This is a genomic window from Anoxynatronum sibiricum (genome assembly GCF_039414295.1).
Taxonomy (GTDB): domain Bacteria; phylum Bacillota; class Clostridia; order Peptostreptococcales; family Tindalliaceae; genus Anoxynatronum; species Anoxynatronum sibiricum.
This window is the reverse complement of sequence record NZ_JBCITM010000007.1, coordinates 93,110-114,303: the sequence shown is the minus strand read 5'-3', so window position 1 is coordinate 114,303 and position 21,194 is coordinate 93,110. Positions and strand designations below refer to the sequence as shown.

Below are 21,194 nucleotides of genomic sequence, written 5' to 3'. Positions count from 1 at the left end.
GGAGAACCCTGTGTACCCAAGGGGACACCGGGTTCTGTGGGCAGGTGGCTGACTCGTGAAGGGTCAGTCATCTGCCTGCTTCATGTTGATCGAATACACCTCTCTCTGTCAGATATTGTTCAAGGTTTTTCACATTCATAGACGCCTGATTTTCCAGGAAAATGTCAGACACGCCGACCTTTTCCATTCCTTTTCGAAAAGTATAAGGATATGCCAATAAGGTTGACTCCCAGTATTGATGCCACGCTTCATCTTGCAACTCAGGATCGTTTGACAATATTCCGAAGATGGCCAAGGCGGGCAGGACATATTCAGTGGTTCGAAGCGGCGATTCCATGATAAGCCAGTCTTTTGGCCAATCATAATAATCAACAGGTTTTAATCCGTAAGCTTCGTGCAACTCGCCGTATAAATGATCGATGCTTTCATATGTTGCGTTGTCTGAATCCAAACGATAAAAACTCATTTGAAAATCATAGTTTAAGCTTGCCAGTATAATATGGTAGAGGATGTTTTCAAAGTATTCCAGCTCTGCAAACAGATGAAAGTCCGGGAATAATTCCGGGTATTTTTGGGAACTTAGAAACTCTAATCCCAGCCCATGAAACTCAGCCAGCGCTTCATCAAATGATAATGTCTTATGATCGGGGTTCTCCAATCCCTGGTGAAGGTCATGGTAGATATTGGCATGATGCCCGAACTCGTGCATGATCAGTTTGAAGTTAAGTGTAGGATTCATCACTTCTGAAATGTAGGTGATGGGAGCATTATATCGTTCCACTTGCGCAGCAAAAGCAAGCCAGTTTGCTGAGGGGTTATCACTAAAAAGAATGAGTTCCCGCTCCAGCGCCTCATTGAAAATGTCCAGCAGCGGCGATTCTTCCAGGGTATTGATAACAAGTTCCAGGTATTCTTCCCGGTCCAGCTTTTCAGGAATGCCTGCAGTTAACTCAGGTGACTGGCGAACGACGGCAAGCTTTTTCTGCAGTTGATTAAATAAAGGGACCAGGTCGTCTTTGACGGCTTTCAAAACCCTGTCCAGCTCTTCGGGGGTATAATCCAAATCTTGAGAGTGGTAGTGATAGACGGCATAGTTTTCATGCCCCAGCGACTGTGCAAAGGTGTTTCGAAGGTGAATGGCTTCAACGATGACTTCGCCGATATGCTGGTTTTCCAAGCGGCCTATTTCTGCTAGCACTTCATAAAAGGCATCCCAGTCCCTGTCAGGGCTTTCGGGATCAGACCACACTTCATCAAACGTCACTGCGTCATAAATTTCCCCTTCAAATTCAACCGTTGCCTGAAAAGCAAGGCTTTCTTCATACTTTCTTTTTAGCTGCTCTATTTCTTCCTTGAAATTCTGGTGAATTTCCTTTACTTCGCTATCGGATGAGTAAAAATCAAAATCATCCTCGAAAAGAATTTCCATCGTTTTTTCGTGGACAGTTCCAGTGAAAACGCTGATGAAATTGCCGATTTGAACATTGACCTCAGAGTTCAGTTCCGTTATCTGGTCAAACCTTTCAGTTATGCTAATGTCTTCAGGGTAAAGGCGTCTCTGAATCCACAAATAGGATTGGACCGAATCAAGGTCTTTTCTCAGACTTTTGAAGAAGTCAGCATACTGAGTGATCTCCAGGTGGTGATCAAGACTGTTTTGACTGGCCAGGCCCTTGCTTTTGTCGATGATTTCATACATATTCTCAGGAGGATACCACAGCTCTGAATTGAACTCTGAAAATTTCAGTTCCAGCGGGTTTGCACAAACCAGAACTGTGGAAAATAATAGGAATACCAGTGCCAAACTAATCGCTTTGAGGCATTGTTTCATCAGAAAACCTCCTTAAGTGGATTGATCGATGAGTCTATTATAGGCATAACCATTAAAAAAGGCCAATGAAATCGGGAAAATATGCAAAAAAAAGCCTACTTTCGTAGACTTTTCCAATAGCCTCAGAAACACGGGGCTCTTTTTATGCTCGTATATTTTTCGGGGATCGACATGAAACAGTTCAAGGTTGTCATGATGCAGCTATTGTATCGGTGATATAAGTGTATCAGACAGTGGCTAACTAACCAGATCCACCACCAGGTAAGGCTGCAGCTGGTAAGGTTTGGGGGCGATGTTGCGGTCATGCCACATATAGAACCACCGCTCCAGCGGGTAATAGTAGTAGCCATCTTGCCAGTGATCAGAAACATCATAGGGATCGGCAAAAATGAGAATATCATCGCCGATTTCGGGAGTTCCGTTGTTGTCATAGCCAATGATCACCTGCCAGTGGCCATCCCAGTCCACCCATTCCACCATGATGGGGCGGCCGGCTTCCAGATGACCGGTGAGCCATCTGACAAAATAACTGTCGGCGGCATCGGCCCAGTCTTCACTTTTATCATCATTTTCGGTGGCGTAAAGAGACATATAGGAGAAGGTGGGCGGCAAATTGCCCCATTCAGCAGCCACATGACTGGGATCACCCTCTTGAATCAGATCCTGGGCAGAATAGTTATCGCGATAGCTGGTTTCCACCACTTCAAAGCCTGCCAGGTTTTCGAAGAAGCGGGTCATCTGTCCCACGTCAGTGCCATATTCCCCAAATTCATTGGCAGAGCCTGGTTCAGCATCGGGATCATCCAAATCGGTATGAGCATCCATCATCACACTGATGTCCCATTCATTATAATCGGTGATACCAAAATGCCACAGTACCATGAGGGCAGAAGCCGGGCCGCAGGACCATTCAGCAGTCTGTTGATAGGTCTTGAAGTTTTCCAGCAGGGTTAGTTGGTCATCGGATTTCATGCGGTAAAAATCAGGATTCACATAATAGTGGGAGGCCGGATTGTCGCCGGCAGATTCATAGGCATTGGCACCGCCCCATTCATCAATATTAACGGCCTCGGGAATGAGCTCCGGTTTATTTTTGTCAGCGGCCTGATTGTTTGCAAGCATCAGTTGAATCGTTTTTTCAGAAGCGTCCCATTCCACGGCAACACCCAAAAGCTCTGCCAGTACACGCAAGGGTACATAGCTGCGTCCTTCAATGATTTCAACCGCTTGATCCTCAGGCAATGGATATTGCTGCCCATTCACCACAACACTGACTTCGGCGGCAGCAGACACCATCGATAGAGAAACGAGAGCCAATACCAGACAGATTGCCAAAAGCCATTTCATTTTTTTCATTTTCATCAACCTTTCCTTGTGAGTTTAAAAATGGGCGGGCATCAAATTGGGACAAAGAATCACATTTCTTCTGAGCATCACTCCTGTAGCGTATTGACGGACTACTGTGATTCTATCATAATATTCAGTATCTTAACCAGCAAAAAATGTTATGACCGGCGATCTGACTGTGAAAAATTTCAAAAGCTTGATATACTGGAATGAGCGAGGATGAGGAAGCGCGAATAAGAAATGCATAGAGGAGAGATTTGTGTGGATCAATCATCAATGGAAGTGCAGGTGTTTGTTTATGGAACCCTTATGCAGAGGCAAAGCAATCACCATTACCTCAGCAACTCACAGCGTTTGGGAGAAGGTATTGTGCAGGGTTACCAGCTCTACCATTTGGGAGCGTATCCGGGAATGGTGCCATCCGCAGGCAGTGAGGTAAAGGGTGAGGTTTATCGGATTAACGAAACGACGCTGGCGCAACTGGATGAGTTGGAAGATGAAGGAGGAGAATACAGGCGTGTCAAGATGGCTGTGAGGGTGGCGGCTGATACATTGGAAGAGGTATACGGTTATGTGTACCAGTTGCCGGTGGATGAAAAATCGGCAGTTCCCCTTCGGCAGCAACCCTGGTCATTATAGCCGGAAATGCAAAAGAGACATGCTGAGGGCATGTCTCTTTTGCATGAGTCTGGAAACTGTATAGACAAAATCTGCCGTCCATATCAACTGGCAGAGCACTGGTTTGGATTGAGAGTCATTGTGGAAGGTATTGCTGTTTGAAGGTTTCGAAGGGCACCGGACGACCCCACAGGTATCCCTGCATTTCATCGCAGCCCATTTCTTTGAGAACATCCAACTGATCCTGATGTTCAACACCTTCTGCAATGGTGCGCAGGTTCATCCCCTTAGCCATCATAATGATAGCTTGGATGATCAGTTGGGAGTTACGGTCATGAGCCACATTGTCCACCAGTTCTTTGGCGATTTTCAAACGATCAATCCCAAAGCGCCTGATATAACTCAGGGAAGAGTAACCTGTACCGAAGTCATCGATGGAAATGGTAAAGCCGGACTGCTTCAACTGATCAAAAGTACCCTCAATGGTTGAGTGCAGGCTCATGGCTGAATTCTCCGTGACTTCCAGGTCGATCCAATCGGACGGAACACGATGTCGCACCCCCTTTTGCTTCAGAGAAATTAGAAGATCGGCAGTTTCAATGATTTTTGGCGACAGATTAATTCCCATTTGAAGAGGCATGGAGGTGGCTTGGCGTACCTGGGCAATGGTGAAGTAAGCCTGGTCAAAGACCCAATCGGTGATGGGAAGAATGACGCCGGTTTCTTCAGCCACTGGAATGAACTCGCCGGGAGAAATCATCCCCTGGCCAGGATGAAACCAGCGTAACAAGGCCTCCATCCCCACTAAAGCATGGTCAGAAATGCGAAACTGTGGCTGGAAATAAAGCTGGAACTCCTTGGAGTAGTTTGCATTTCTCAGCAGAATTTCAAGGGAATGCTTACGTTCGATTTTTTCCCTCAGCGTGCTGTTGAATCGAAGGGCGGCACTGTCCTGATGGGAATACTTGGCTTCATACATGGCCATATCTGCATATTTCATTAGCAAATCCCGGGTGGTTGCATCATCAGGATAAAGAGAAACACCAATACTGACACCCAGGTGGAAGGTATAGGGAGGAACTTCAACGGGATGATTGATGGATTCTACCACCTGCTGCGACAAATAGTCAATATCTTCGATGGAGAGACCTGGAGCAGTGAGGATGGCAAACTCATCACCACCAATGCGAAAAAAATCATTGGAGGGATGGCAGACGGCTGCAATACGCTGGCCGATCTTCACCAGTACCTGATCCCCCAGCTCATGGCCATGGGTATCATTGATAGCTTTGAAGCGATCCAAATCCAGATAGAAAACGCCAAAGGGAGCGGCTTCCGGCAGATTTAAGCGGTCGTCAAGACAGTTGATGAAATACCTGCGGTTGTAAAGGCCAGTGAGAGAATCCTTCTTTGCCAGTGAGTTTAGAGTTTCGTTGGCTTTCATCAAATCATGGCTGCGTGAGGCCACTTGTTGCTCCAGTTGTTCGTTGAGTTGCAGCTCTTTCTTCAGTAAATACTCATTTCGTATACTTGTCTGTACATAACTGGTCAGTAGTTGATGGAGGATGATGACAAAAGTGGCGGCGAGAAAAGCCTCAATACTAAAGGTTTTTGTCAGCAGCAGGAGTAACAGCAAAAATGGCAGCAGCCTGGCAGATTTTTTGCGGCCATAGTTTTGTGGCAGCACCAATAACTCATCAGTGCCAGTGGGCGAAAGGGAGTTTCTGGCGTGGACGGAAGCGATGGAAAAGAGCATCAGGGGAAGAAGGTACAAAATGTCCACCAGGGTGTTCGCCTGATACAAGTCTGCCAAAGTCAGGTAGGCGTAATAAAAATCGTTGCCTGAAGAGATGAAGATTCCCAGGAAAAGATAATAAAAAGAAGGATGAATGCGGCCATCGCGGCTGGAAATATAAATGAGCAACATACTGGTCAGTGAAAAGAAGCCGGCAAAAAGATAAATTATTGTCAGAATATAACCGTAGATTTCATGGAAACGAAGATTGGTTCTGAGAAAGATCACAGCCCACATAAAGATCAGCACCAGGGAAACAACGGCCAGAAGATCCAGCAACAGCTGATAGCCATTCCATTTTTGCAGATGTTCCCTGAAGTATCTGATGGAAAAAGACATGAGAAAAAGACTGGGGAGAATATACACCACTTCCAGCCAGTATACTCCGGCTGGGTCTAGTTCCAGCAGGTGTTGCATCACCAGCCAGCAGCAATCGGCAAAGGTCCAGACAGAGGTGAATGCAAGCAGATAAACCCATGGAAAGCGGGGCAGTCCATGGGTTTTGACGGAATGGAAAAGAATTAGGGATGCCGCGAAGCCTACCAGGGGAGAAGCGAGATTGCTCCATATGTCGCTGGCTGCGAGGACACTGATGATATATAGAAAGAATAGCATTAATAGGAGAGATGTTTCTGAAAATCTTCGTACTCCCAACTGACATACCTCCCTTGATTAGGTAATTATACCCAATCAAGAAATAGAAAGCAATGGACAATCAAACAATTGATCAACCAGCAGGATGATGCCGGGTGGTGTTACATGGTGATAAAAAACCCCTCCCAGGGGGAAATCCTGGGAGGGGTTGAAAGTGCATGCGCCATGGTTAATTAGTCAACGGTCTTCTCTTCAGGGAAATGGTGCTTCAGCAGGGTCACTAAATCGGGGTTGCGTTTCAAAGCGCTGTAGTTATAGAAAATGCTGCCTTTCACCAGCGGATACCAAGTATTCATCTGAAGCTGGCGGTCCATTTCACTGATACCGTGCCAGGGGCTGGCGGGGTCGGAGTTGCCAACGCGGTAGGCTGCCTGACCAATGTAAAGGTCAACGGCAGAGCCGGCCATTGCCTGGTTCCACCAGGCAAGAAGGGTATGGTAATCGGCAATATCGAAGCCAATGTGCCAGTAGATCTGAGGAGCAATGTAATCAATAGTGCCTTCCTGAATCCAGGCAAGAGGGTCAGCATAGTGGGAAAAATAGGTTTGGTTGCCCCGGGTTTCGCTTCCCAGGGGATGAGAGCTTTTATTGGCCCAGATTCCAAAGGGGCTGATGCCAAAACGCACTTCGGGGTCAACGGCTTCAATGGCCTGGTGAAGATCCCGGATCAGCGTATTCACATTATCCCGGCGCCAGTCTTCCACCGACGCATAGCCGACACCATAGCTGGCATACGTGGCAGCATCGTCGAAGGTGGTACCGGGGTAAAAATAGTCGTCAAAATGAATGCCGTCGATATCGTACATTTCCACCAGCTCAAGGGCGCTGTCGATGATCAGCTGGCGGGCCTGTGGGATGCCCGGGTCGAAATACAGGTTGCCGTCGCTATGGTGCACCACCAGGTGAGGATAGAGACGGGCAGGATGCCAGGGCACCAGAGCCGCAATGTCATGAGCCGGTTCATCCTTGGTTTTGCGGGTGATGCGGTATGGGTTCAACCAGGCATGAAGCTCCAAGCCCCGGCGGTGAGACTCTTCCACCCAAAATAGAAGAGGATCAAAACCATCCTGGGGTGCCAGGCCCTGACTCCCGGTGAGATACCTGGACCAGGGGAAATAACGGGATTGGTAAAAGGCATCGGCGGTGGGACGCACTTGCAGAAAAATGGCATTGAGGCCGGCTGCCTCAGCAGTTTCCAAAATAGTGATGGCCTCTGCCTTCAGAACGGCAGGGTCTGTGGTGGGCTTGGAAGGGTAGTCGATGTTCAGCACCGAGGCCACCCAAAGACCCCGCATGGGCGGGCGTTCAGTGATGGTTTTTTCAGGAGCAACGGCACCTGCAGTTAGTCCGGTGGTCAATACAAAAAGAATCACAAGAAAGCATAGGGGGCCAGTTCTTTTCAACATGTTGTGAAACTCCTCTCGGGTGATGGTTGGCAAGGTCATCCGCGTGATCCGCTGTCTATCAGGAATATCCGAAAAAAAGAGGCGGTTACGAGTGACGCAGTTAAGGTAAATATACTGAAAAGTGGGGGAGAAGTCAACTGATTCCATGCCCCTAAGGTGTAAATCTGTTATAATGGAAAGCATAAATCAGAAGTGAGAGGTGGACGGGATCGATGATGACACAGATGAAACTGGCCCGGGGCAGCCTGAACGCCCCATCACTGGTGTTGGGCTGTTTGCGGATGAACACACTCTCTACGAGAGAAGCAACAGCACTGGTGCAGACGGCTGTTGAAAAGGGCGTTACCCACTTCGACCATGCTGATGTCTATGGCGACGGTCGTTCTGAGGAAGTGTTCGGGAAGGTAATGGAGAAACACCCTGGATTGCGGGATCAGATCCTGCTTCAAAGCAAATGTGGCATTCGGAAAGGGTATTACGACTTTTCAAAGGAGTATCTTCTGACCTCGGTGGAGGAAAGCCTTCAACGTCTGAAAACAGATTACCTGGATATACTGCTGCTTCATCGGCCCGACACTCTCATGGAACCGGCAGAAGTGGCAGAAGCTTTCAGCCAGCTTCACGAAAGTGGAAAAGTGCGTTATTTTGGCGTCAGCAACCATCATCCGCTGCAAATTGAGGTGCTGAACCAGCAGCTGGAACAACCTCTGATATTAAATCAGCTGCAGCTGAGCCTGGCTAACACCAGCCTGCTGGATGCCGGTTTGCATGTGAACATGAACCAGACGGCAGCCTTGAACCGGGACGGCTATGTGCTGGACTACTGCCGAACGAAAGGAATGACACTGCAGGCCTGGTCACCCCTCACCATCAACCCGGAGGCCGGCAGCTTCATCGGCCACGGAGATTACCTAGAGCTGAATCGATTACTGGAGCGAATGGCAGAGAGCAAAAACACCCAACCTTCCGCCATTGCCCTGGCCTGGATCATGCGTCACCCTGCAGGCATACAACCTGTTGTGGGCACCACCCGGCCAGAACGGCTGGAAGCCCTCAGTGAAGCCGCTCATATCTCCCTGAACCGTCAGGAGTGGTATGCGTTGTATCTGGCTGCAGGCAATCGCCTCCCCTGATCAAAACCCTTTGGGTTCATTAAAGATTGTTGACTGTCTCTGTCCCGGTACCTACCGGGATTTTTACTGATGAAAGGAATGAAATGAAACGATGAAAAAATCACTGGTACTGGCAGAGAAACCCTCTGTCGCCCGGGATATTGCCCGGGTGCTTCAATGCCGGCAAAAAGGAAACGGTTTTCTGGAAGGCGACAGGTGGATTGTTACCTGGGCACTGGGCCACCTGGTCACATTGGCAGATCCTGAAACCTATGATCAGAAGTACAAAAGCTGGAAGCTGGAAGACCTGCCCATGCTGCCCAAGGAACTGAAGCTGGAAGTCATCGGCCAAAGCCGCAGGCAATACCAGGCTGTCACCAGCCAGATGAAACGGAAAGACGTGGCAGATATTGTGATTGCCACCGATGCAGGCCGGGAGGGTGAGCTGGTGGCCCGGTGGATTCTGGAAAAAGCCGGGGTGCACAAACCCCTGAAGCGGCTTTGGATTTCCTCTGTCACGGACAAGGCCATTCAGGAAGGCTTTCGCAACCTGAAAGAGGGCAAGCAGTATGAAAACCTCTATGCCGCTGCTGTGGCCAGGTCTGAGGCAGACTGGCTGGTGGGCATCAATGCCACCCGGGCTCTCACCTGCCGTTATAATGCTCAGCTTTCCTGCGGCCGGGTGCAGACCCCCACACTGGCCATCCTGGCCTGGCGGGAGCAGGAGATTCAGCAGTTCCAGCCCCAAACTTATTACGGCCTCATTGCCGAATCCAACGGTCTGACACTCACCTGGCGGGACGCTAAAAGCAACGCCACCCGCTCTTTTGACCAACAGCGGATGACCCAGATGCAGCAACGTCTTTCGGGAGAAACAGCCATCCTGCAGAGTATCCGCAAAAACGCCAGGCAACAACCGGCTCCCGGTCTTTATGACCTGACCCTGCTGCAACGGGAAGCCAACAGCCGTTTCGGATTTTCTGCCAAGGAAACCCTCTCGCTGACGCAACGCCTCTATGAACATCACAAAGTGCTCACCTATCCCCGCACCGATTCCCGGCACCTGACCTCTGACATGACAGCCACTCTGAAAGACCGGGTGAATGCCTGCAGTGTGGGCCCCTATGCGCCCCTGGCAAGCCGATTGCTGCGCCAGGGAATCAAAGCAGGCAAGCAGGTGGTGGATGATGCCAGGGTCACTGATCACCATGCCATCATTCCCACAGAGGTGAGCCCTTTTCTGGCAGATCTCAGTGATGGGGAACGGAAAATTTACGATCTGGTGGTGCGGCGTTTTCTGGCAGCTTTTTTTCCGCCTTTCACCTACGACGAAACAGTGATGGAAGCCGCCATTGGCGATGAAACGTTCATCGCCCGGGGCAAAATCATCCGGGATCAGGGGTGGAAAGCCGTCTTCCAACAGGAAAAGGAACTTGACGATGCGTCGCCGGAAAATGATGGCGATGAAGACCTGAAAGATCAAGCCCTGCCGGCACTGGAAAAAGGCCAGCGGCTGCCTGTGAAAACCCTGCGTCTCACCACGGGAAAAACCAAACCACCAGCCCCCTTTACCGAAGGCACCCTGCTGGCGGCCATGGAAAATCCGTCGAAATACATGGCGTCTCAGCGAAAAGACCTGGCCCGCACCCTGGGTGAAACCGGGGGACTGGGAACCGTGGCCACCCGGGCCGATATCATTGATAAACTGCTAAACAGCTTTCTTATGGAAAAAAGAGGCAATGCCCTTTACATCACCTCCAAGGGAAAACAACTGCTGAACCTGGTGCCGGAGGGCCTGAAATCTCCAGCGTTGACAGCAGAGTGGGAGCAGCGGCTGGGAGCCATCGCCGGAGGCAAACTGAAGAAAGAAACCTTTGTCAGTGACATGCGCACCTATGCCAAAGAAATTGTGAAAGAGATCAAACAAAGTGAGGCCACTTTCAAGCATGACAACGTTACCCGGGAAAAATGCCCGGAATGCGGCAAATACCTGCTGGAGGTTGCAGGCAAGAAAGGAAAGATGTTGGTATGCCAGGATCGGGAATGCGGCCATCGAAAGTCGGTGGCGGTGGTGACCAATGCCCGTTGCCCTGAGTGCCGGAAGAAACTGGAGCTTCGGGGCGAAGGAGAAGGCCGCATTTTTGTCTGTCGCTGCGGTTACAGAGAAAAACTCAGTGTTTTTGAAGCACGAAAGAAAAAGGAAGGCGGCAGTCGGGTTTCGAAAAAAGAAGTGGCCCAGTACCTGAAAAGCCAGGAAAAAGCCAAGGATGAACCCATCAACACCGCTTTGGCTGATGCCCTGGCAAAACTGAAGCTGGATCAGTGACCTGCCAGACTGCATGTTTGCCAGTGGTTCTATCTATTATTTGTTTGAATGTGTTGATGAATATAACATGAGGTGATCAGGTGTCGCTATATTACTACGAAACAGAAGCCGGAAATTTCGGCATTGCCGAAAAGAGCGGCAGCATTACTCACCTGTTTTTTGAAGAGGATCCCCTGCCGCAGAATATGGAAATCCATGAAACAGCCCTTTTGAGAGAAGCAGCAAAACAGCTGCGCCAATATCTGGCAGGTGAACGCTGCCACTTTCACCTGCCTCTGAAAACCGAGGGAACCACTTTTTTGCAAAATGCATGGGCCCGGGTAAAGACCATTCCCTATGGCGAAACCCTCACCTACAAGGCAATAGCAGCTGAACTGGGTTCTCCCAGGGCCGCCCGGGCAGTGGGGATGGCCAATCGCCATAATCCGATTCCCATTTTGATTCCCTGCCATCGGGTGATCGGCAGCAATGGGTCACTCACTGGCTACCGGGGCGGGCTTGCCCTGAAACAACGTTTGCTGGAACTTGAAAGAAAAACAACGAGAATAATACCCGAACGATGAGTCGGATACAAACCCTGCTGCAGTTGCGACAAACAAAACTGCTTGTGTTTTTATTATATTTCGAGTATTATGAAATCAGGCTCTCCACTGGCTTTAAGCACGTTTCACTTGACCTGAAGCCGGGAAAAATCATCAGCCCTTTACAGGGAGTTTGGCTGAAACGGCAGGCATTAAATTTCCAGCAACTTGACCCCATTGTGTAAGAAGGAGGCAAACAAATGAGTATGGATGGAGCAAAGGCGTTGGCTGCAAAGGTGTTAACAGATAAGGAGCTTGCCAAACAGGTGGGCGAAGCAAAAACCGAAGCAGAATTTGATGCAGTTGTTGCAAAAATGGGATACACTTGTTCTGCAGAGGAGTTTGAGGCAGCATTTGAAGAAGCTCAGAAAAATGCTCCCCTCACAGATGATCAGCTGGATCAGGCTTCCGGCGGGTTAAGTATTGTGGGAGTGGATTATGCATTCACTGCTGTACAAACAACAAAGATGTAACAGGCCTGAAGGAAGCATTCTCCTTCACGGGTAATTGGAGTGGGGACTGGTCAGTTAGCAGTCTCCTTTTCCTTTGGGGGGTAAAACGTGGACATCCTACTCATCAAGTCACACCGCTACATTAGTGGGTATGTTCCTGGGAGTAATCTGGGAATGAACATACTGATGCAGCTATTGATACGAAAAGGCTATGATGCCCGGATGTTTCAGGGTTATGCCAAAGAAGCTGTCAACTATGTGAAAACCGTCATGAACACTGAAGAACCACCCAAAATCATCGGATTTTATTGTGATTTTGATAACGTCCACTGGGTTAAGACCTTTGCCCAGAAAGTGAAAAATGACTACCCGGAAGTGATTCTGCTGGCAGGCGGCCCACAAACGGTGGGAATGGATGCCAGGTTTTTAAAAGAAACCGGGATTGCAGCGGCCTGTATTGGTGAAGGTGAAGAAACGGTTCCAGAACTGATGGAATACTTCATTCGCCGCAAAGGTTCGTTGGAGGCGATTCGGGGAATTGTTTTTATGGACGCGTCGGCGCATCTTGTGGCCACGCCGCCAAGAACCTCTCCAGAAACACTGGATGAAATCCCTTGGCCGGACATCACCTTGACCAGTGATTATAAACACTACGGACTTCTTCCCATATTAACCGGACGAGGTTGCCCCTTTGGCTGCACCTTTTGCTATGAGGGAGCCAATGCCAAACGGGTGCGCCGTCACTCAATTCCCTCACTGATGAAAGAGATCCGGGAAAACTTCAAACGGAATCCCGCCATCCATTACATCAATTTTCTGGATGACACTTTTACCCTGGATCATAAAAGGGTTCAACTGATCTGTGACGAAATCAAAGAAATCCGCAAGGACTATGACTTTGTTTGGTTCGCCAGCGCCCATATTTCCATCATTGACAAGCACCGTACCATGGCCCGCAGCCTGGCAGATGCCGGGCTTAAAAAAATCTTTTTTGGGCTGGAATCCGGCAGCGATACCGTTCTAAAGAGCTACAACAAGAAAATCACCCGAAAAATGGCAGTGGAGGTGATTGATCATTGTGTGGAATCGGGGATTCATGCTGTTTCGGGCAACATAATTCTGGGAGGCCCCCATGAAACCAGAGAAACCATTCAGGAATCGGAAGATTTGATCATGGAACTGCTTCATCGGGCGCCGGGCCAGTTTGAAACTGCCTATTTTTCATTTCTTCCTTTTCCTCAAACTCCAATTACCCTGCATCCCGAAAAATTTGGAATGCACATCTATGAAGATCTCATCGATTGCTGCAATGAAGACATACCACTTTCGGGAACAGAAGCACTGGATTTTATAGAACTGACAAGCATACGTCTTCAGACGAATAACCGGCTTCAAAATGAAATGCGAAAGATCTACCGAGATGGACGAATTCCCGAAAAGGTGATACTGGAAGCCTATCGGCTGGGCCACCGCTATGGCGTTTTTACCCGTTGGAATGAATATGTCTATAAACATCTGCCAATTGATGATGCCTACTGGAAAATGAGAGCTTCTGGCGATTTCCTGCTGGGCAGTGAAATGGGAAGCCAGTGTGAAGCGGCCATGCCGCACCGTACTTTTGAGATGTGGCTGCATACTGACGTGAGCAGTGATATGCCCCGTATTGATGACAAACAACTGGATCCAGTGGACTACACCTTGCTGACCTTATGCAGCGGCAAACTTTCCAAAAAGGAAATCATTCAACAGGCGAAAACCAAGATGGATCCTGGGGACCAGCTCGGTGATTTCCACCAGCAGGCGGAAGCATCCATGGATAAAATGGAGAAGAACAAATGGATCTTATTCAAAAGGCCATAAAAAAGAAACCAATGGTGTTGCTGGTGTATACCCAGCGAATGGTCAGGGGACGAACCTTCGAGATGATTGAAAACCTGGGAATTATTACCCTGGCAGCCCAGCTGAATGCCAATGGTTTTGAGGCGAAGGCCTATACGGGCATTACCACTGATGCTGTCAACACCATCGAAAGACTGAAAGACCAGCTTTTCGCGGTCTGTTTTTATTGTGATTTCGATAATCAAACGGCAGTGACAGCCATTATCAAAGGTTTAAAAAAGGAAAAAAGAATCAGAGAAGATACTTATTTAGTGGTGGGAGGTCCACATACTCTCCATATGACCGACAAAGACTTGGATCGATACGGTGCCGACGCCATCATCAAGGGGGACGGGGAAGAATCTCTCTTTGCATGGCTACAAGGCAAAACCCAGAATACCAACATCAACGTACCCGGCGAAATTTGCCCGGGTAAAAACGCGGAATACATCCAACTGAAAGATTTTTCCAAATACCAACTGCCTCAGGATGATGCGGTACTGAATTACGTCGAAAGACCCCTGCTGTCGGTGATTACCGCCAGAGGCTGTCCCTATCGCTGTGCCTTCTGCTTTGAAGGTGGCCGTTCCAAGAACCTGAGAATGCGAAGTGCAGAGGCTGTTCTGGAAGAAATACAGGTTCGGCTGGAAAAAAGCAGGCGGCCCCGGTACCTGTTCTTCTGTGACGATACATTCACCACCAGCCTCAAGAGGCTTCAAGCCCTGCTTCAAGGGTTGAAAAAACTCCGGGAAAGCCATGATTTTGTCTGGTTCTGCGAAGGACATCCGGGATTTCTATCCAAACACCCGGAGCTGATTCCGGATATGATGGACAGCGGCATGGTTCGCATGCAGATCGGCCTGGAATCTGGCGTCGACCGGGTGCTCGATGCCTACGGAAAACAAGCCTGTACCGAAGATATCAGAGAGGTGGTGGCGGCCTGTTATCAGGCAGGATTGCCCCAGCTCACCGGGAACTTCATCATCGGAGGAGCTTTTGAAACTCCCAAAACCCTTGAGACGACCACTCGTTATGCCCTTGATCTGCTTCAGCTTGCGCCGGGAATGATGGATCTTTCCACCACTTTTCTGATGCCATTGCCTGGCACGGAGATCTCCAGAGCTCCCCAGAATTTTAATATCGAGCTGGAGGACCAGGAATATCTCACCTCGCTGGAGGATTTTCCGGTGAACCGGACTTGCAGTTTATCATTGCCGGAAATTTGTAGAGGCCGCGCCGTCTTTCTCACCCGAATTTCCAACAGGATGAAAGAGCAGTTTAGCAAAGGAGAAATTCCCTCCTGGCGTATTCGCAGGGATTTCCAGTTGGCTTTTCGTTACGGTATCGCCGCAGGCTATCTGAAGTATATCTATTGCAAAGACCCGGCCATGGTGGCGTACCATCGGCAGCTCAATCAGTTCCAGGGGCTGTTGAAAGAGTGGTGGGACATGGATGCATCCGAAAAAGAAAACTGGATTATCCAGTCCGCTGTGGAGGATGACATGGTGGATTATAAAACCTTGGGTGCTGGGGAAGTGGAGATCCTTCTTCGCTCGGGGACTTCTTCTGCGAAAGAGATGGCCAGTATGATGAACCGATCCGCTGAAGAAGTGAAAGCCTGTCTTGAAGAAATGAGTCGGAAACATTTAGTGCTGTTTTCACCTAGCCTGTGAGGCTGTGGGATCTTCAACTTCGAACTGGAGGCGTCGCATGAAACCCGTCAACGTAAGACTAATGCTGATTCACCGTGGAACAAGAACAAACTCAATCACGCAGATTGAACCCATTGGCCTGATGTCCCTGGCGGAGACCCTGGCCTGCAAAGGCATCGATGTGGCCGTTTTTTCAGGAGAGCTGCTGAAGGGCCTGGCATTTTTGAAAGAGACTGGATGCAATACAGAGACAGTGGTGGGTTTATATTGTGATTACGAAAACCAGTCGGCGGTGGAGCGTTTTTCCAGAGTGATCAAGGATGAGTTTGGCGCTGTGGTACTGGTGGGAGGACCTCAGACTGTAGGGCTGGACGAGTCTTTTCTGCGGGAAAGCCAAGCTGACGGAGTCTTCCGGGGTGAAGGAGAACATTCCCTCTATGCAGCGGTTAAAGCCCTGGAGAAAGGATGCCGGCAGCAGTGGGAGACCATTACGGGTATGTGTTCGTTCAACAAAGCTGGGATCTATTATGACAATGGCATCTACCCGCCCATCAATGACTTGGACGCCCTCCCGCTGATTACCGGTAAAATCAAATCAGTTCAGCATCAGGGGATTAACCACATGGCAGTCATCTCAGGGCGCGGGTGTCCGTTTAACTGTTCTTTTTGTTATGAGGGGGCCAACAGTCAAAACGTGCGAAGACGCAGTGTGCCAAACGTGATGAAGGAAATCAGATGCCGTCTGAAAGAAAATCCCCGTGTGAAATACATCTTCTTTTGTGATGATACGTTCACCCTGGATAAGGAGCGGGTACGAAGTTTTTGTGAGCACCTGAAAGAATTGCGTAAAGAGCATGATTTCGTTTGGTTTGCCGATGCCCATGTGAATGTGGTGGTCAAGCACCCGGAAATGGTGAAGATGATGGTGGAGGCGGGCCTGGTGAGGATGCAGATTGGTATTGAAAGCTGTCACCAGCCCATCATCGATGTCTACAACAAGAATGTGACACGGGAAGGATTCTTTCGAGTGATCGAGATTTGTCAGGCAGCGGGGCTTCCTCAGTTGGTTGGAAATATAATCATTGGAGGCGCCCTTGAGACACGTGAAACCCTGCAGGAAACATTCGATACCGTCGAAGAGATGCTAAAAGCCGGCCCAGGGATGATGGAGGTGGTCAGTACTTTTTACATGCCCTATCCTGAGACGGCCATGTCCAAAAATCCGGAGAAATTTGGTTTGATTGTGAAGGATGAAAAGGCCATCACTTCAGTGGGTGATTATCCCGTGGTTGCCACCGAAACATTGAGCGTTGAAGAAATCTGTGCGGCCCGGAATGCGTTTTTTGAAATGAACACCAGACTGATGCAAAAATTGTTCAGAGAAGGCGAGGTCCCCGACGCGGCGATTCTGGAAAGCTACAAGCTAAGTGAAACATATGGTGTGACGGGGTTGTGGCAGAGCATGGCATACGCTCACTATCCCTATTTCAATGCCCAGTACAAAGCGCGGGTGCGAGGGGACAAGCTGACAAGTGACTATGATCCGGAAACGGTGTTTGATACATACCCCCAACGGATTTCTCTCCTTTCCCTGACACCTGAACTGGCAAGGGAAATACCCGTTTTGAATGGGTTTGTCTATTCGCCCTTCGAGTTTGAAGTGCTGACATATACCTCCGGCAAACTGACAATGCTGGAAATGGCTGAAGTGCTCTATCCCAAATACCATAACAGTTTTGAAGATTTTAATGGGTTTAAGGTGCACTTGCTGGAGACCATCAAAAAACTGGAAGGGGCAGGGATGTGCGTGCTATCTGGTCCATTGAAACCGAAAACAGCAGTCCCAGATGGAACACATCAACCACAGTCAGGAGCGTGTCAGGTGAAAAACAGAGTGGTGCTCTTTAAAATCTCAACCATTGGCATGCAGATGGCGGGCTCCGCCCAAAACGGTGCTTTCTTAGGGCTCTATGGACTGGCAAGCTATCTGGATGAAAATGGGTATGAGGCGGTTGTCTGTGAATGCCGGGGCGACGAGGCCATGGATTATTTAGAGCGACTACCCCTCGATGAAATTAGCGCCATTGGCTTTTCCGTTGATTTTGAAAACAAGCATGCAGCCAAAAAGGTAAGTGCAGCCATGGTGCAAACATATGGGATTCCTGTACTGATGGGAGGGCCCGAGGCCCTTTCTCTGGATGAAGACTACCTGCGCCGGTCAAAAGCGGTCGCCATTGTCCGGGGTGAGGGAGAACTGGCCACTGTGGCTGTTTTGAATGCTGTGAAGGATAATAAACCGTTGGATGAAATACCAGGCATATTCTACCTGAACGAGAAAGGACAAGCTGTCGACAGAGGCGAGGGCCCGGTCATAGAAAATCTTGATCTACTGCCTTTTCCTGACTATGACAAAACCATGACTCCTGTTGACAGTGCCGGTCTCTACCTGATGACCAGCCGGGGATGCCCCTACCAGTGCACTTTTTGTCATGAGGGCGCTCTGAAGCGGCCCATGCGCCAGCGGAGTGTGGCAAATGTCATTGCCGAAATGCGCCACTTGCTGCTTAAATATCCTGAACTCAACTACTTTAATTTCTGCGATGATACACTGGTCACCAATGCCAGGTGGCTGGATGAGTTTTGCCGGGAAGCAAAGGTACTCCAAGCCCTCAGGCCCTTTCAGTTCTATTGTGAGGCTGATGTGGCATCCCTGAGCAAGCGGCCGGAAGACATAAAGAAGATGGTGGAGGCAGGGCTCACCCGCCTTCAAATTGGTATTGAAACCGTTGATCAGGACATGCTGAAGGTTTATCGTAAGAACATCACGCCGGAGATGGTGGAAATGGTGGTAAAAGCTGCCTATGATGCCGGGGTTCATCAGGTTTTTGGTGTGATTCTGGTGGGCGGTCCCTTTGAAAACCGGGAGCATATCGAAAAAAACAAATTCTTTGGTGGCAAACTCCTGCGCCTGGGACCTGGGATGATGGAAATTTCTCCCAGCATTGTGATGCCCTATCCCATGACGGAAATCGGGCGGTACCCGGAAAAGTACGGTCTGAAGATTTGCGATGCCCAGGGTGTGGGCAGCATCTCCGACTATCCACTCATGGAGAGTGAGACCATGGATCGGCGGGAAATCATGGCTGCCTATCAGGAGTACCTCCAACACTTTGTGAATGAGGTGAAAGAAATGCTGAACCATGGCGAGTTAAGCCATGAAGCGATTCTAACCTGCCATCGTACCTCCTTGAAATCAAACAGGTCAAAATACTGGGTCAACATGATAGCCCATCATAAGCCAACCATGACCGCCTATTATACCATGTTGGCCAGAGAAGCAGCCAGTCGAATTGCAGATGTGAAACCGGAAGAACTTCCTAATTGGCGACCGCAGCGGCTGATTGAAATGTGGCGGGACCTTGACTTTTCCCAGGGATATCCGCTTATATGGGGGGAAGCATTGTCGCCCTTTGAGTACGAGGTACTGAAATATGCCACTGGAAAAAGCACCATTGCAGCCATTACCCAGATTCTTTACGAGCGGTTTGGGAAGCCCTTTGAAGAAACACCGGAAGAACTAATGGCGCGGATCATCGAAGTAATGAAGGTCTTTGATAAAAAATATTGGATGCTGGTGGTTCCATATTAGAAATGGGTGATTGGATGAAGGTGCTGCTTTGTAATGTGTCCCACAGGAATAACGAGCACGCTCATGATTATGCAGGGCTGTTTTACCTGGCGGGAGCACTTGAACAGGAAGGGTTTCAGCCGTTGGTTTACCACGGTCAACCTGAAAATCTTCTGGCGGAGGTGACAAGGAACCAGCCTGAAGCAGTGGGGTTTTCCTGCGATTTCGATAATGTTCAGATCATCGAAAGCTTGTCCCGAAAAATAAAGGAAGGCCATGATATTCCCATTGTTGTGGGCGGTGCCAACAGCATGGCGTTAGGCAGGGATTTTCTTGCAACGAGTGGGGCTGACTATGTGCTTCGGGGCGAGTGCGAACGATCTCTGCCTATGCTTTTCAACGCAATTTTAAAGAAACAGGGCGATATCAGCGAGGTGAGGGGACTTGCAATGATCCGGAACGGGGTGCTGGTGGAAACGCCACCTGACATTATCGATGATCTGGATACGCTGCCATTACCGGCCTACCACACCTCCATGCATCCTCACCGTTCTTATGGAAGCACCATTTTGACAGGCCGGGGTTGTCCTTTCAGCTGTGCCTATTGTGCTCCCAGTCCCGGCAAACGAAAAGTGCGCAAACGAAGCATTTTCCTGGTGCTTGAAGAAATCAAAATCAATCTGAAAAACAACCCTGCCCTAACCTATCTGGTGATTATGGATGACATCTTCACCATGGACCGTCAACGCATTGAAGTCTTCTGTGAGGGCATGCGGGAAATTCGGAAAGAACGGGACCTGATCTGGTACTGTGAATGTCATGTGGGTCAAATCAAAACCTTTAAAGAAGTACTGCCCACCATGATCGATGCAGGACTGATTCGGTTGCAGATTGGTATCGAATCGGGAGATCAGGAAGTCATTGACCAGTACAACAAGCACATCAAGGTCCATGATGTGATTGACTTTGTCACTTACGCAGCCGACTGCGGCCTGGCACAAATGGCCACCAACTTTATTGTGGGGGGACCAAAAGAGAAAGCAGGGGCAACCGCAGCTTTGATTGAAACGCTGATGGACCGGGCACCTGGTGTCATTGACATCATTACAGGCTTTTTAAGAGCCTACCCCGGAGCCGGGATCTTTGAGAATCCAGAAAAATATAACCTTCAGCTCCATGATCAATCAGGCCGTCAAAGCGGAGATGACTATCCCTTTGTGACACCTGTGGGATGCAGCCAGGAGCAGGTAATGAAGCAGCGTCAGGAGCTGAACAGACTGATTCGTCTGAGGATGCAGCAAAAAATCAAGAATCATGAAATGAAAGTGGAAGCGGTAATGAAACAGTATCAGGCGGCATTGAAGTATGGGATCAGCAGCCGATGGTTTAAGGAGATTTCAGCCAATCCCAGAGCCTATGAATACTACTATGTGCTTTACTTAGAGGAGGGGCAGGCCTTTGTTGAATCGCTGGACTTCTCCAGGGATTATCCCCAGCGAACCTTTGAGCTATGGCGTTCCATCACATTTTCTGAGGGCTTTCCTCAGCTTGATGGGATAGCGCTTTCGCCGCTGGAATATGAGCTGCTGCTTCGATGTGCCGGAAAAAGGAGCCTGGAAACCATTGAAGCTGAACTATATGGTTTGTATGGCAAGTTCTATGAAAGTCAAAATGAGTTCCATGGAAAGCTGGTTGAGGTGTTGTTTCAGTTTGATGCCAAATACTGGCTCACCCATTTCATACTGGATTAAACAAAGACCATAGAGACCATGAAGCTTTAACATCAGAGGAAGTGACAGTGAAAAAGCGGTCGTCATTTTCAGGAGTGGCTTGAAAGAAGGCATATATAAATGCATAAATATGAAGAAGGCCTCGTGTGACTGGATCACACAGAGGCCTTCTTTAAAAGGGAGA

At 49.1% G+C, this 21,194-nt stretch carries 14 protein-coding genes; 10 read left to right on the top strand and 4 right to left on the bottom strand.

Features of this window, described 5'->3' with window-relative positions; genetic code table 11:
• Nucleotides 1-67: 67 nt before the first annotated feature.
• Together AAIG11_RS08680 and AAIG11_RS08675 are read right to left on the bottom strand one after the other, a co-directional pair.
• Nucleotides 68-1,831 (bottom strand): gluzincin family metallopeptidase, encoded by a 1,764-nt coding sequence (locus AAIG11_RS08680; protein ID WP_343185849.1) that lies wholly within the window; start codon nucleotides 1,829-1,831, stop codon nucleotides 68-70.
• A gap of 237 nt (nucleotides 1,832-2,068) precedes the next feature.
• Nucleotides 2,069-3,187 carry a stalk domain-containing protein gene (locus AAIG11_RS08675; protein ID WP_343185848.1) on the bottom strand — a complete coding sequence of 373 codons (1,119 nt, stop codon included), beginning with the start codon at nucleotides 3,185-3,187 and terminating at the stop codon, nucleotides 2,069-2,071.
• A gap of 252 nt (nucleotides 3,188-3,439) precedes the next feature.
• Between AAIG11_RS08675 and AAIG11_RS08670 the strand changes: the two genes are divergently transcribed.
• Nucleotides 3,440-3,817 (top strand): gamma-glutamylcyclotransferase family protein, encoded by a 378-nt coding sequence (locus AAIG11_RS08670; protein ID WP_343185847.1) that lies wholly within the window; start codon nucleotides 3,440-3,442, stop codon nucleotides 3,815-3,817.
• Between the two features lie 115 nt (nucleotides 3,818-3,932).
• On the opposite strand, the gene AAIG11_RS08665 is transcribed toward AAIG11_RS08670, so the two are convergent.
• Both AAIG11_RS08665 and AAIG11_RS08660 read right to left on the bottom strand, forming a co-directional pair.
• Nucleotides 3,933-6,245 carry an EAL domain-containing protein gene (locus AAIG11_RS08665; protein ID WP_343185846.1) on the bottom strand — a complete coding sequence of 771 codons (2,313 nt, stop codon included), beginning with the start codon at nucleotides 6,243-6,245 and terminating at the stop codon, nucleotides 3,933-3,935.
• Between the two features lie 173 nt (nucleotides 6,246-6,418).
• Complete coding sequence (locus tag AAIG11_RS08660; protein WP_343185845.1) at nucleotides 6,419-7,651, bottom strand: glycoside hydrolase family 10-like protein; 1,233 nt, start codon at nucleotides 7,649-7,651, stop codon at nucleotides 6,419-6,421.
• Between the two features lie 215 nt (nucleotides 7,652-7,866).
• Here AAIG11_RS08660 and AAIG11_RS08655 point away from each other — a divergent pair, with 215 nt between their 5' ends.
• From AAIG11_RS08655 to AAIG11_RS08615, 9 genes are all read left to right on the top strand, one after another.
• Entirely contained in the window at nucleotides 7,867-8,784 is a 918-nt protein-coding gene (locus tag AAIG11_RS08655) for an aldo/keto reductase (RefSeq protein WP_343185918.1), read from the top strand.
• Between the two features lie 91 nt (nucleotides 8,785-8,875).
• A complete protein-coding gene (locus AAIG11_RS08650) occupies nucleotides 8,876-11,089 on the top strand; it encodes a DNA topoisomerase III (protein ID WP_343185844.1) in 2,214 nt (737 codons plus the stop codon).
• An 80-nt stretch (nucleotides 11,090-11,169) separates the two neighbouring features.
• Nucleotides 11,170-11,652, top strand: coding sequence for a methylated-DNA--[protein]-cysteine S-methyltransferase (locus AAIG11_RS08645; RefSeq protein WP_343185843.1), 483 nt, complete (start codon nucleotides 11,170-11,172; stop codon nucleotides 11,650-11,652).
• Nucleotides 11,649-11,855 (top strand): hypothetical protein, encoded by a 207-nt coding sequence (locus AAIG11_RS08640; RefSeq protein ID WP_343185842.1) that lies wholly within the window; start codon nucleotides 11,649-11,651, stop codon nucleotides 11,853-11,855. Before AAIG11_RS08645 ends, AAIG11_RS08640 begins: the two co-directional genes overlap by 4 nt.
• 15 nt (nucleotides 11,856-11,870) lie before the next feature.
• Nucleotides 11,871-12,143 (top strand): Nif11-like leader peptide family RiPP precursor, encoded by a 273-nt coding sequence (locus AAIG11_RS08635; RefSeq protein WP_343185841.1) that lies wholly within the window; start codon nucleotides 11,871-11,873, stop codon nucleotides 12,141-12,143.
• 87 nt (nucleotides 12,144-12,230) lie between these two features.
• Nucleotides 12,231-13,982 (top strand): B12-binding domain-containing radical SAM protein, encoded by a 1,752-nt coding sequence (locus tag AAIG11_RS08630; RefSeq protein WP_343185840.1) that lies wholly within the window; start codon nucleotides 12,231-12,233, stop codon nucleotides 13,980-13,982.
• Nucleotides 13,958-15,673, top strand: a complete 1,716-nt coding sequence (locus AAIG11_RS08625; RefSeq protein ID WP_343185839.1) for a B12-binding domain-containing radical SAM protein — start codon at nucleotides 13,958-13,960, stop codon at nucleotides 15,671-15,673. Before AAIG11_RS08630 ends, AAIG11_RS08625 begins: the two co-directional genes overlap by 25 nt.
• Before the next feature lie 37 nt (nucleotides 15,674-15,710).
• Nucleotides 15,711-19,301 carry a B12-binding domain-containing radical SAM protein gene (locus AAIG11_RS08620; protein ID WP_343185838.1) on the top strand — a complete coding sequence of 1,197 codons (3,591 nt, stop codon included), beginning with the start codon at nucleotides 15,711-15,713 and terminating at the stop codon, nucleotides 19,299-19,301.
• Between the two features lie 2 nt (nucleotides 19,302-19,303).
• On the top strand, nucleotides 19,304-21,031 hold the full coding sequence (locus AAIG11_RS08615) for a B12-binding domain-containing radical SAM protein (RefSeq protein ID WP_343185837.1): 1,728 nt from the start codon (nucleotides 19,304-19,306) through the stop codon (nucleotides 21,029-21,031).
• Nucleotides 21,032-21,194 lie beyond the last annotated feature (163 nt).